Source organism: Parafrankia sp. Ea1.12, from assembly GCF_900465275.1.
GTDB lineage: Bacteria > Actinomycetota > Actinomycetes > Frankiales > Frankiaceae > Parafrankia > Parafrankia soli.
Window position 1 is genome coordinate 1 of record NZ_UBIZ01000303.1, and the last position, 12,251, is coordinate 12,251.

Sequence of the window (12,251 nt, forward strand, 5' to 3'; positions counted from 1 at the left end):
GGGCCGCTACGGTCGGGACATGCCCGACTCACCCGATCCCGGCCCGGCTCCCGCGACCGGCGACGACGCCGCGCCGGTCCGTCCGAGCCAGGCCGGCAGTCCGGCAGAGGCCGGCCCCGCCGGCAGCACCGGCCCCGCTCCCGGGCCCGTTTCCGCTCCCGGGCCCGCTTTCGGCGTCGGCAAGGCGAAGAGCGCCGGCCCGCGCCACGACCCATCCGCGCCGATCACCGACGCCGACCGGCAGGCGACCGCCGACCACCTGCGCGCGGCCTGCGGCGACGGGCGGCTGACCCTGGACGAGTTCAGCGAGCGGGTCGGGAGCGCCTGGGCCGCCCAGACCGCGGAGGAGCTGGCGCAGGCCGGGGCCGGCATCGTCCCGCCGCGGGTCGGCATCCAGCGCTCGTCGTCGACGATCGTCAACATTCTCGGCGACGGACGGCGGCTCGGCCGTTGGCGGATGCCCCGGCGGACGGTGATAGTCAACCTGCTCGGCGACTGGACGCTGGATCTGCGTGGTGCGCTGATGGACGAGGATGCCGTGACCGACGGCGTGCTCGACATTCTCTATATCTCGCTGATCGGCGATCTCACCATCAGCGTCCCGGACGGGATGGAGGTCGACATGAGCGGCCTGGTCGTGCTCGGCGACCGGCACCTGGAGCTGGCCATGGTCTCGGAACGCCCGGGAACCCCCCGGCTGCGGTTGCGGCTGGCCGGCCTGATCGGCGACGTCCGGGTGAGCAGCGGGTCGCTGACCGGGCGGTGACCCGCGATCCCGAGAGACGCGATCACGACATAGCGGGCACGATGGCGCCACGCCGCTCGTACGGCACTATTTCCGCCGGGGCGAGGGTGGGCGTTGGTATTCTCGATCATGCGCATCGGAGCTGCCCCGGCGGAGTCGGAATGCGGGACCGCCACGGCGACTTCCTAGTGCCAGGGTGTCACCGCGGACCGCCGCGGACCAGATCGGTGAGGGAGGGCACGACCGATGCTTGACCCCAGAGAGCTCTACGAGATCAGGAGCGACCTGGACGACCTCGGCCGCCCGGTACTGATCGAGGCGATGACCGGGGTCGTCGACGCGGGTGGCGCTGTCGGGCTCGCCAGCGAGCACCTGACGACGGCGCTGCAGCACGAGCGGATCGTCACCTTCGACGTCGACCAGCTCATGGACTACCGCTCCCGGCGCCCGCCCATGGTCTTCTACGAGGACCACTGGGAAAGCTACGACGATCCCGTCCTGGCCATCGAGCTGCTCCACGACGAGGCCGGCACGCCCTTCCTGCTGCTCTGCGGCCCCGAGCCGGACCTGCACTGGAAGCGCTTCACCAAGGCCGTCCAGGCGGTCATGGCGGAGCTGGGCGTCCGCATGTCGGTCGGGCTGAACGCGATCCCCATGGCCGTGCCGCACACCCGTCCGTGCGGGGTCACCGCGCACGCGACACGCAAGGAACTGCTCGTCGGGTACGAGCCGTGGGTCCGGCGGCTGTCGGTACCCGGCAGCGCCGGGCACCTGCTCGAGTACGAGATCGGCCGGTCCGGGGCGGATGCGATGGGCTTCGCCGCGCACGTCCCGCACTACCTCGCGCAGGCCACCTATCCGGCCGCGACCGAGGCGCTGCTCAGCTCCGTCTCGAAGTCCACGGGGCTGCTCCTGCCGCTGGACGGGCTGCGTTCCGCCGCGTTGGAGGTGCGGGGCGAGGTCGACAGCCAGATCGCGCGCGGCGGCGAGGCCGCCGACGTGGTCAAAGCGATCGAGGAGCAGTACGACGCGTTCCACCGCGGCCGCGAGGGCGAGCACCTGCCGGTGGTCGACGACTCCGAACCGCTGCCGACCGGCGAGGAGCTCGGCGCGGCGCTGGAGCGCTTCCTCGCCGAACAGAGCGAACCGGGCGGGCCGCAGCCGACCTGAGCCGCCGGCTGGCGGGGCCGGGCCGCCCGGCCCGGGCGGGCTTGGCGGGTGTCACCGGTGTTCGGCGGCCTGGCCCGGGCTGGCGACTCCGCCCCGGCGCCGGGCCAGCTCGTCCACGACCAGCAGGTCGTGGCGGAACCGGCCGGTGCGGTAGGCCGCCCGGCCGACCCGCTGGGCGATCACGGGCGCCGTGACGAGCTGCAGCAGCGCGACGAGCAGCAGCCCGGCGGCGTGGCGGGGCGCGAGCTGGACGGCGCTGCCCAGCAGGATCGACACCAGGCCGACCGTCTGGGGCTTGGTGGCCGCCTGCAGCCTGGAGGGGACGTCCGGGAACCGCAGCAGGCCCCAGGCGCCGAGCAGGCAGAACAGCGCGCCGGTCAGCAGCAGCACCGCGGAGATCACCTGGCGGGCCATCAGCGGGTTGTCCCACGCCGCTCGACCAGTCGGGCCGCGGTCAGCGACCCGAGGAAGCCGAGCAGCGCGACGACCGCGACGAGCGCGATGTTCCAGCCCTCGTTGCGCATCCCGATCTCGACCGTGACACCCGCGACGATGAGGATCACCAGAACGTCGAGGGCGACGATGCGGTCCAGGTTGGTGGGCCCGGCCAGCGCCCTGGCCAGGGTGAGCAGCCCGGCCACGGCGAGCAGGACGAACGTGATCGTGTAGACGGTGGTCATCACCGTGCCTCCCGGTCGGGTACCTCGGCGTCATCTGTGCCGGCGCGCGCGCCGCGACGGCGACGGCCGGGCGCGGGGACGTCCGCTGCGGCGCCGAAGGCGGCCAGCACCCGGCGCTGCAGGCCGAGCACGGTCGCGCGGGTACGGTCGGCCGCCTGCTCGTCGCCGGCGGCGAGCGCGTAGACGTACAGCTCACCGGCCTCGTGGTCGATCTCCAGCACGAACGCGCCGGGCGCGAGCGAGACGGCGTTCGCGGTCAGCGTCGACACCACCTCCGACGTCGCGCCCAGGGGCACGGCGACGATCGCCGAGCGCGTCCGCGGGCCGTACCGGACCATCTGCCAGGCCACCGCCACCGCGGACGGGACGAGGTCGGCGACGAGGTGGCCGAGCAGGGCGAGCGCCGGCAGCGGCCGGAACCGTGCCCCCGGGGCGACCGGGCGGAGCGGGAAGGCGGCGAGCACCACGGCCGCCACGAGCAGCCCGCTGAGCGCGGCCAGCGGGGTGGGCCTGCCCCACAGCAGCATCCACACCGCCCACAGCCACAGCAACCGGCCGGGCCGACGGAACACGCGGGCGGCCGGCTCGGGCCCGGCGCTCCGGCGGCTCATCGGCCGGCCCCTGCCGGAACGGCCCGCGGGAGCCCCACCGGGACGGCGCCCGGAAGCACGGACTCCACGTAGCCCGACGGCTCGAGCAGATCGTCCGCGGCCCGCTGGCTCAGCGCGGCCAGCGGGCCGGCGAACACCGCGGCGGCCAGCCCGACGGCGACGATCCCACCGGTCGCCAGGATCATCGGGCGGTTCACCCGCTCCGTCCCGACCACCAGGTCGTCCGCGGGCTCCGGGTCGGGCACGCTCGCCCGGCGCGATCCCCAGAAGGCCAGCGTCCACACCCGGGCCATCGCGTAGAGCGTCAGCAGGCTGGTGACCAGGCCGGCGGCGACCGCGGCGTAAACCGGCCAGGTGCCGACCCCGGACCCGGCCTCGAGCAGGGTCAGCTTCGCGACGAAGCCGGAGAACGGGGGGATGCCCGCGAGGCTGAGCCCCGGCAGCGCGAAGAGCACCGCCGTCGCCGGCACGGCGGCCGCCAGCCCGCCCATGCGCCGCGGCACCGACGTCCCGGCGTACCGGGTGATCAGTCCGCTGGCCAGGAACAGCGCGGCCTGCGCCACGATGTGGTGCACCATATAGATGATCACACCGGTGAGGCCGATCACGGTGAACAGCGACAGGCCGAACAGCATGTAGCCGATGTGGCTCACCAGCAGGTACGACAGCATCCGGTTCAGGTTGTCCTGGGCGAGCGCGCCGAGGGCGCCGACGAGCAGCGTGACCACCGCGGCGACCAGCAGCAGCACCCACACCCCGTCGTGCGCGAACACCAGGGTGTGCGTCCGCAGCAGCGCGTACACGCCGACCTTGGTCAGCAGGGCGGCGAGGACGGCCGTGACCGGCGCCGGTGCCGTCGGGTAGCTGTCCGGCAGCCAGAAGTGCAGCGGGACGGCCGCCGCCTTGATACCGAAGACGACCAGGGCCAGCAGGCCGAGCGCCCCGGCCAGGCCCTCCGGCAGCTCGCCGACCCGCCCCGACAGGTCGGCGAGGTTCATCGTCCCGGTCGCCGCGTAGACCAGCGCCAGCATCGTGAGGAACAGCAGGGACGACGTCATGCTGACGATCACGTAGGTCATGCCGGCACGGATGCGCCCCGGGGTGGTGTCGAGCGTGATCAGCACGTAGGACGAGACCAGCATGACCTCGAACGCGACGAACAGGTTGAACAGGTCGCCGGTGAGGTACGCGAGCGCCACACCGGCGACCAGGACCAGGTACACCGACTGGAAGATCGAGCTGTTGCCGCGCCGGGTGTCCTCCGTGACGCCCTGGCCGATCGCGTAGGCGAGCACCGCGAAGGTGACGACGGCCGAGGTGAGCAGCAGCAGGCCGGAGAGCCGGTCCGCGACCAGCGTGATGCCGATCGGCGCCGGCCATCCGCCCAGGTTCGCGACCAGCGGACCGTCGGTGTCGGCGATCACGACGATCGCCACCGCGTCGGCGACGACGCCCGCGACCACCAGGAGCGCGAGGATCCGCTGCGCCCGCACCCGGCCGCGCAGGACGAGCACGGCGCCGGCGGCGAGCAGGGGCACCACGACCGGGAGAACCGCCAGGACGCTCATGGGCGCCGTCCGTAGGCGTCGCACCGCTCGAGCAGGCCGGGCACGGCGAGCTCACCCGGTTCGCGCGGCGGCTCCCGGTCCTCCCGGTCGGACTGTTCGGCCCCGTCGGCCGGTCCCCCGCCGAGTTGTCCCGCTCCGTCGTCCCCGTCGGGCTGTCCCGCTGTCCCGGGCGGTCCCGCCTGCCCGGGATGTGCTGATCCGCCGGACTCCAGGCGGCTGATGCGGGCGTCCTCGATGTCGTCGCGCACCTCGTCGTCCCCGAGCAGGGTCCACGCCCGGTACGCGAGCGCGAGCAGGAAGGTCGTCAGCGCGAAGGTGATGACGATCGAGGTCAGCGCCATGCCCTGCGGGAGCGGGTCCGACATGTCCTCGGGCCGGGCCGAGCCGACCATGGGCGGCTGGCCGCTCTCCCCGCCGACGAGCAGCAGGAGCAGGTTCGTGCCGTGCCCGAGCAGGACGAGCCCGATGAGCACGCGCATGAGCGAGCGTTGCAGGAGGAGGTAGGTCCCGGCCGTGTAGAGGCCGCCGACCACCAGGGCCGAGGTCAGGTTCACCGGGCTCATGCGATCTCGTCCACGCGCTCGCGGCCCGCCTCGATCTCGGCGTCGGCCTCCTTGTCGACGGCGGTGCCGAGCGTGCGCAGCAGCTCGAGCACCACGCCGATGATCAGCAGGTAGACCCCGACGTCGAAGAACAGGCTCGTCACCAGCTCGACGTGACCCAGGACCGGCAGATCACCCTTGAACACATAGCTCTCCAGGACGGGATCGCCGAGCAGCGCGGGCGCGAGCCCCGCGGCCGCCGCGGTCACCAGCCCGGTGCCGATCACCGCGGTCGGCACCACCGGGACGGCCGCGCCCACCCGGCGGCGCCGTCCCGCCACATAACGCAGGACGAACGCCAGGCCGGCGACGAGCCCGCCGGAGAAGCCGCCCCCCGTCCTGGTGTGGCCGGCGAAGAGCAGGTACAGCGAGAACACGAGCACCACCGGGAACACCGCCCGGGTCGTGACCTCCAGCAGGACCGACCGTGCCCGCACCGGCTCCTCGGCCCGTCGGTCCGCCGGGCCGAGCAGCTGGTCGATCGTGCGCCCCTGCGGGGTGCGGACGAGCAGCAGCAGCGAGGCCACACCGAGCGCGGCCACCGCGAGCACCGCGATCTCGCCGAGGGTGTCGAACGCCCGGAAGTCGACCAGGATGGCGTTCACCACGTTCGTCGCCCCGGTCTCGCCGGGCGAGCGTGCGATGAACTCCCGGCTCGGCTGCGCCATCCCGGCGCGCGAGCCGCTGGTCACGATCGCGAACCCGGCCACGAAAACCCCGACGGCGACGGCGACGGCGATCCGCGGCAACCGCAGCGGCGACGAACGGTCGGCCGTCGAGAACCGGACCGGCATCCGCCGCAGCACGAAGACGAAAACGATCAGCGACAGGGTCTCGACGAGGAACTGGGCCAGCGCGAGGTCGGGCGCGCCGTCGACGACGAACAGCGCGCCGATCCCGTATCCGACCGCGCCGAGCAGCAGCGTCGCGGTGAGCCTGCTGCGGGCGCGGACGACCGCCAGCGAGGCGAGCAGGATGCCCACCGCGAGCGGGAGCTGGATGCGGTAGTCCCACCAGGGCAGGTCGTCGGGCCAGGAGGCCCCGGTGACCAGCGCGGTGCCCGGCACCGCGAGCACCGTGAGCAGGATGACGCCGAGGTACGCCGGCAGCGAGCCGGTCTGCAGCCGGCCGGTGACCGCGACCGCCGACCAGTCCAGCGCCCGCACGGCGCGCTCGTAGCCGCGCTGCGCGTCCAGGAGATCGGGCAGGCGCGGCGACAGCCACCGCGGCCGCCCTGGCATCGCCGTCGCCGGTGTCATCGGCGCTGTCGCCCGCGCCGCCACGGCGAAGACCAGTACGCCCCCGGCGACCGCGACGGCGGACAGCGCGATCGGCCAGCCCGGCCCGTGCCAGAGCGCGAGGTGGTAGCGGGCGGCCCCGGCGGGGAAGGCGTCGGCGTAGGCGGCGACGAGGCGGTCGACGCCCCGGTGCGCGATCCCCAGGCCGAGCCCGGCGAGCGCCAGCACCACCACCGGCGCCACGAACACCGCCGCCGGACGGGCGACCGCGCTCGGCGGCGCGCCCGGCCACGAGCCGAACGCGCCCCACAGGAACCGCAGCGCGTACCCGGTGGTCAGGCAGGAGCCCACCACGAACACGGCGAGCAGCGCCAGCTCGCCGGCCCCGCCGTGGACGAGCGCCTCGAAGGCGGCCTCCTTACCCAGATAGCCCAGGAAGGGCGGCAGCCCGACCATCGAGGCGGCGGCGAGGACCGCTCCCCCGCACACCACCGGGACGCTCCGCCACAGGCCGGACAGGTCCCGCAGGTCACGGGTCCCGGCCTGGTGGTCGACGATGCCGACGACCATGAACAGCGCGGCCTTGAACAGCCCGTGCGCGAGGATCAGCGTGGCACCGGCCAGCGCCGCGGTGCGCGACCCGAACCCGACCAGCGCGGTGAGGAACCCGAGCTGGCTGACGGTACCGAAGGCGAGCAGCCGTTTGAGGTCGGTCTGCACCAGCGCGCGCAGGCCGCCGAGCAGCATCGTCGCCGCGCCGAGGGCCACCGCCGGTACCTGCCAGCCCACCACGCCGGCGAAGGCCGGGGTCAGCGTCGCCACGAGGAACACCCCGGCCTTCACCATCGCCGCGGCGTGCAGGTACGCGCTGACCGGGGTGGGCGCGACCATCGCGGCCGGCAGCCAGGAGTGGAACGGGATCTGGGCCGACTTCGTCAGCGCGCCCAGCAGGACGAGCACCAGCGCCGCGGTGACCACCGCGCCGGACGGCGGCGCCGCCACGATCCGCGAGATCCGGTAGGTGCCCGCCGCCTGCCCCAGCAGGACGAAGCCGAACAGCATCGCCAGGCCCCCGACGCTGGTGATCAGCAACGCCTGGACGGCGGACCGCCGGCCGGGGGCGCTCACGCCGTCCTGCCCGATCAGCAGGAAGGAGAAGACGGTGGTGAGCTCCCAGAAGAGGTAGAGCGTGAACAGGTCGTCGGCCAGGACCAGCCCCAGCATCGCGCCCGCGAACGCGAGCAGCGCGGCGCTCGCCCGGCCCGGCCCCGCCGAGCCCGGCACGGGCACGCCGCCGTCGGCCGCGTGCGGCGCGTGGTAGGCGAACGAGTAGACCAGCACCGCCGCGCCGACGCCGGTGACGAGCAGCGCCATCAGCAGTGCCAGCGGGGCGAGCCGGAACACGATCTCCAGCTCGACGGTCGGCGCCCAGGTGAGAGTCTCGACCAGCAGGTCACCGGCGGGGGCGCCGTGCCCTCCGACGGCGGCCGTCGTGGCCGTCGTGGCAGCCACACCAGCCGCGGCTGGTGTGGCCAGCGCGGACGGCGCGGCCGTGGCCGCGTCGAGTACGGCCGGTATCCGGACCACCAGCCAGCCGAACGTGGCTGCCGGCGCGGCGGCCGCGAGCAGGAAGGCCGTGCGGCCCAGCCGGCCGGTCAGCGCGGGCAGGGCCGCGGCGAGAACAAGGTGGGCGACTACGGCGGCGAACACGCGGCACTCCGCTCGCGCCCGCTCCCTGAGAGTCCCGTCGGTCTGGCCATCCGGTCCGCACCCCCTGCTCGTGTCGAGTTGTCACGTCGCGCCTGCTGCCTGCTGCCCTGCCGCGTGTCGCTCGCCACCCGACCGCGACCGCCCGCCCGACTGTCGCCTCGCGCCGCCCGGCAACACGGCACGAGCCGGCGGCACCGCACGAGCCGGGCGTGTGCCTGAGCACGGGTCCCGCGCCGGTGGGCGCGCCGCGCGCCGACGGCCGTCCCGGGCCGCCGCGGGGGCGGCCGCACCCGCCGGATGGGCAGGCCGACGGCGGCTCCAGGGACGATCACAGCGGTCTCTGCGCGACCGCCGCTCCCACCGCCGGTGCCCCGCCGCGGCGACCGTGCCCTGGCCACCAGGCGGCCGGCGCGAACGGGAGAGCCGCGCCACAATTCTCACGCAGCGTCACGAATGGCGGGCCCAGGCTGGTGTACCGAAAGCACCCCGACCGCATTCACCCACTCTGTCAGACCGTACATGGTTCAACGCACCCAAGCCCCAAGTGACAGTGCGTAGCGAAGCTGGGGCCGCCGGCCGGGACATCCGAGGCGGCCCGCCACGCGCCGACGGCCGCCCCGAACCGCTGCCGAGCCTCCGACCAGCGGATTCGTCTCCGCGAGCCATTCCCAATTCGGAATGCCGGCCCCGCTGGCACGATCCGGACCTGACCTCGAAAGGTTGGTATCTAGCCCTCTCGTGCCATGTATTGTGATTTCCGTTCGTTCGGGGTAGCCGGGTGACATACGACGGCGCCACCGCTCCGCGATAGCACTTTCTGGCTTGATCCATCCGACATCCGGAGTCGCCGGCATGACTGCCACCGCGATCGCAACCGCCAGGCCCCCGGCGAGACCCCGCAGGCAGCGGCGGGTCGCCCGTCAGATTCTGTTAACCGCGCACGTCCTGGTGAGCGTCGGGTGGAACGGCGTCGCACTGGGCCAGCTCGCGCTCGCCATCACCGCGTCCCTCGACAGCGACATCCGGCATCCGGCCTATGAGCTCATGCACGTGTTCGACCGGGCTCTCAACATTCCGCTGGCGCTGCTGACCCTCGCGACGGGGATCGCGATCTCGCTGCGCACCCGCTGGGGTCTGCTGCACCACTGGTGGGTCGTGACCAAACTGGCGATCACGGTGGTCGCCGTCCTCTTCGCGGCCGCCTTCATGCGCACCATGATCGTGCGCGCGGGCCATGCCACAGCGGACGGAAACGTCGACTACACCGCGCCCACGGCCGCGATCATCACGGGTGCCTGCCTGATGAACGCGATGTTCATCACCGCCACGTTCCTTTCGACACTCAAGCCCTGGGGGCGCACGCGTCGGGGCGTGCGGGCCAGCCGGCACCCGGCCGCGCGCACCCCGGCGAACGTCGCGAACGGGACACCCACACCGCCCACCACCAGGTCATTCATCTCTCCTGCCATGGCCGGTGCGGCGGTGACGGGAACAGAACCCTCCACGGTTTCCGCAGCGCCGCCGGGAAATGCCGATCCGGTCACGGCGGCCGCGCACGACCATGCCGACCGCGGCGGCGGCGTTGTCACCGGAAACCGCCCGGGGCCGGCCTCCGATTAGGTTACGGCGCAAAAAGGGTTCAGCTTCTCCGACGGCCTGGAAAAGGCACGATCGGCACCGCTACCGGGCACCGCCACCGGCGCCGTCTCGGAACAGCACGACCGAAAGCACCGCGAACAGGACCGCGAGCGCGCATCCCGCCGCGGCGACGGCGTGCAGGCCGGCGGTGAACGCGTCGCGGGCCGGTTCCAGCACGGCGGTCCCGCCATCCGGGAGTGAGCCCGCCACCCGCGCTGCGCCGGCGAGGCCGTCACGGGCGGCATCGGCCACCACGGCCGACGGACCAGTCTGGCCAGCCGGCGCCGGCTGGCCCGCGCCCCCGGCCGGGCTCCCGACGTCGATCGCCGCGGTGAGGCGGTGCCGATAAACTGCCGTGCCCAGGCTGCCGAGCAGCGCCACCCCGAGGGCCACGCCCAGCTCGCTGCCCGTCTCCGACAGCGATGCCGCCGACCCGGCCCGCGCGGGCGGCGCTGATCCGACCACCAGATCGGTGCCGAGCACGCCCAGCGGTCCGACACCCAGGAAGACCAGGACGAACCCGAACCCCAGCAGGATCAGCCCGCCATCGCCGGCCCGGGTGAGGATCGCGAGGCCGACGGCGCTCACCCCCAGCCCGGCGGCGACCACCCGCCCCGCGCCGATCCACCGCGCCGCCACCGGGGCGGCCAGGCTCGTGCCGATGACGGCCAGCGTCGCCGGCGCCAGCCACAGGCCGGCCCGCAGCGGGGTGAGTCCCGCGACCAGCTGCAGGTACTGCGTCACGAACAGGTTGATCCCGCCCATGACGAACGCGCCGAACAGGATGAGCCCGAGCGCGGCCGTGAACGACCGGTTCGCGAACAGGCCGACGTCCACGAACGGGTCGGCCCGGCCGCGCTGGCGGCGGATGAACAGCCAGCCGACCAGCAGCCCGACCGCGACCGACCCGCCGGCACCCGGGCCCGGACCGCCCGCCGCCGTCTCCTTGAGCCCGTTGACGACCGCGAGGACGGCGAGCAGCGACATCGTCGCGCTGACCAGGTCGAGGCGGCCCTCCCCCGGGTGCCGGTACTCGGGCAGCAGCACGGGCGCCGTCACGACCAGCAGCGCCATGACCGGTACGCCGAGCAGGAACACCGAACCCCACCAGAAGTACTCCAGCAGCAGGCCGCCGAGCACCGGGCCGGCCGCCATCCCGGCGAGGAAGCAGCTCATCCAGACGGCGACCGCGGTGGACCGCTGCCGTTCGTCGGTGAACATGTTGCTGATCAGCGCGAGGGTGGACGGCATGAGCGTGGCACCGGCGATCCCGAGCAGGGCCCGCGCGGCGATCAGCATCGTCGGGCTCGTCGCCCAGGCCGCCAGCACGGACGTCAGCGCGAACGCGACCGCGCCGGCGAGCAGGAGGCGGCGCCGGCCCACGCGGTCGCCGAGGGTTCCCATGGTCACCAGGAAGCCGGCGATCAGGAAGCCGTAGCTGTCGGTGATCCACAGCAGCTGCGTGGCGCTGGGCCGCAGGTCCTCGGTGAGGCCGGGCAGCGCGAGGTAGAGAACGCTCAGGTCCAGCGACAGCAGCAGCGTGGGCAGCGCGAGGACGGCCAGCCCGGTCCACTCCCGCCGGCCGGCCCGTCCCGCCGGCACCGCGTGGGCGTGGGCGTCGGGGTCAGCGGGCACGCCGGTCATCCTCCCCGGGCACGGGCCTCGCGCTCACCTCGATCCCGCCGTGCGTGTCCGCGCGTCCCGCCGGGCGGATCCGCCCCGCGCCGAGCGGGTCCGCGCGCGCCGAGCGGGTCGTGATGCGCGCCGCACCCCTGTCGGAAACTCGCCAGCTTCGCTACGTGTCCAGTTGGCGACGTGGAGTATGCACACTGGCAGGATCCCGCCAGCGCCACCGGCCGTCCGGTCACCCGCGCCCGCGCCCCGGAGGAGGACCGACGCACTGTGCGAGCACGGAAGAGTACGACGACCCCGTCAACCGGCCCGGTCGGCGCGTTCGGGCGCGATCTTCGCGCGGTGCGGCGCGGGGCGGGAAATCCCTCGTACCGGACCCTGGCGCGACGCAGCGGAATGCCGGCGGAGATCCTGGCCGGCGCCGCCAGCGGCGGGTCGCTGCCGGCGCTGGACGTCCTGTGTGCCTTCGTGTCCGCCTGCGGTGGGGACGTCGGCTCCTGGGTGGCGCGGTGGCACGAGCTCGCGGCGATCCTGGAGGCGGAGCGCGAGACCCGGATAGCCCCGCCCGGGGCGGACGTCCCGTCGCAGCCGCCGCCGGTCGGGCCGTGGCCGCCGCGCACCAGCGGCGCGCCGCCCGGATCACGCCCACCCCACGCG

General features: G+C 74.0%; 10 protein-coding genes and 1 pseudogene. 4 read left to right on the forward strand and 7 right to left on the reverse strand.

Annotated elements, in window-relative coordinates; genetic code table 11:
• On the forward strand, positions 1–766 hold a 766-nt coding region (locus FMEAI12_RS15740), incomplete at its 5' end, for a DUF1707 domain-containing protein (protein WP_235014042.1).
• Between the two features lie 225 nt (positions 767–991).
• Entirely contained in the window at positions 992–1,915 is a 924-nt protein-coding gene (locus FMEAI12_RS15745) for a proteasome assembly chaperone family protein (protein ID WP_020462680.1), read from the forward strand.
• A gap of 51 nt (positions 1,916–1,966) precedes the next feature.
• Here FMEAI12_RS15745 and mnhG read toward each other — a convergent pair whose 3' ends face one another.
• From mnhG to FMEAI12_RS15775, 6 genes are read right to left on the reverse strand one after another with little or no spacing between them, the layout of a single operon-like run.
• Positions 1,967–2,329 carry a monovalent cation/H(+) antiporter subunit G gene (gene mnhG, locus FMEAI12_RS15750; protein ID WP_018500178.1) on the reverse strand — a complete coding sequence of 121 codons (363 nt, stop codon included), beginning with the start codon at positions 2,327–2,329 and terminating at the stop codon, positions 1,967–1,969.
• A complete protein-coding gene (locus FMEAI12_RS15755) occupies positions 2,329–2,595 on the reverse strand; it encodes a monovalent cation/H+ antiporter complex subunit F (protein WP_020462681.1) in 267 nt (88 codons plus the stop codon). The genes mnhG and FMEAI12_RS15755 overlap by 1 nt, the downstream gene beginning before the upstream one ends.
• A complete protein-coding gene (locus FMEAI12_RS15760; RefSeq protein ID WP_112106606.1) occupies positions 2,595–3,206 on the reverse strand; it encodes a Na+/H+ antiporter subunit E in 612 nt (203 codons plus the stop codon). The genes FMEAI12_RS15755 and FMEAI12_RS15760 overlap by 1 nt, the downstream gene beginning before the upstream one ends.
• Complete coding sequence (locus tag FMEAI12_RS15765; RefSeq protein ID WP_112106607.1) at positions 3,203–4,774, reverse strand: Na+/H+ antiporter subunit D; 1,572 nt, start codon at positions 4,772–4,774, stop codon at positions 3,203–3,205. Before FMEAI12_RS15765 ends, FMEAI12_RS15760 begins: the two co-directional genes overlap by 4 nt.
• Positions 4,771–5,337, reverse strand: coding sequence for a Na(+)/H(+) antiporter subunit C (locus FMEAI12_RS15770; RefSeq protein ID WP_112106608.1), 567 nt, complete (start codon positions 5,335–5,337; stop codon positions 4,771–4,773). The genes FMEAI12_RS15765 and FMEAI12_RS15770 overlap by 4 nt, the downstream gene beginning before the upstream one ends.
• Positions 5,334–8,324 carry a Na+/H+ antiporter subunit A gene (locus tag FMEAI12_RS15775; RefSeq protein ID WP_112106609.1) on the reverse strand — a complete coding sequence of 997 codons (2,991 nt, stop codon included), beginning with the start codon at positions 8,322–8,324 and terminating at the stop codon, positions 5,334–5,336. Before FMEAI12_RS15775 ends, FMEAI12_RS15770 begins: the two co-directional genes overlap by 4 nt.
• Before the next feature lie 852 nt (positions 8,325–9,176).
• On the opposite strand from FMEAI12_RS15775, the gene FMEAI12_RS15780 reads away from it, so the two are divergent.
• On the forward strand, positions 9,177–9,944 hold the full coding sequence (locus FMEAI12_RS15780; protein WP_235014043.1) for a hypothetical protein: 768 nt from the start codon (positions 9,177–9,179) through the stop codon (positions 9,942–9,944).
• Positions 9,945–10,004: 60 nt separating this feature from the next.
• On the opposite strand, the gene FMEAI12_RS15785 is transcribed toward FMEAI12_RS15780, so the two are convergent.
• Entirely contained in the window at positions 10,005–11,597 is a 1,593-nt protein-coding gene (locus FMEAI12_RS15785) for an MFS transporter (protein ID WP_112106612.1), read from the reverse strand.
• A 267-nt stretch (positions 11,598–11,864) separates the two neighbouring features.
• Here FMEAI12_RS15785 and FMEAI12_RS15790 point away from each other — a divergent pair.
• Positions 11,865–12,251, forward strand: a pseudogene (locus FMEAI12_RS15790) (hypothetical protein); the annotation flags it as partial.

Excerpts from the sequence above, each read along its gene's own strand:
- FMEAI12_RS15745 (WP_020462680.1), top strand. The coding sequence starts at position 992 with ATGCTTGACCCCAGAGAGCTCTACGAGATCAGGAGCGACCTGGACGAC.
- mnhG (WP_018500178.1), bottom strand. The coding sequence starts at position 2,329 with ATGGCCCGCCAGGTGATCTCCGCGGTGCTGCTGCTGACCGGCGCGCTG.
- FMEAI12_RS15755 (WP_020462681.1), bottom strand. The coding sequence starts at position 2,595 with ATGACCACCGTCTACACGATCACGTTCGTCCTGCTCGCCGTGGCCGGG.
- FMEAI12_RS15760 (WP_112106606.1), bottom strand. The coding sequence starts at position 3,206 with ATGAGCCGCCGGAGCGCCGGGCCCGAGCCGGCCGCCCGCGTGTTCCGT.
- FMEAI12_RS15765 (WP_112106607.1), bottom strand. The coding sequence starts at position 4,774 with ATGAGCGTCCTGGCGGTTCTCCCGGTCGTGGTGCCCCTGCTCGCCGCC.
- FMEAI12_RS15770 (WP_112106608.1), bottom strand. The coding sequence starts at position 5,337 with ATGAGCCCGGTGAACCTGACCTCGGCCCTGGTGGTCGGCGGCCTCTAC.
- FMEAI12_RS15780 (WP_235014043.1), top strand. The coding sequence starts at position 9,177 with ATGACTGCCACCGCGATCGCAACCGCCAGGCCCCCGGCGAGACCCCGC.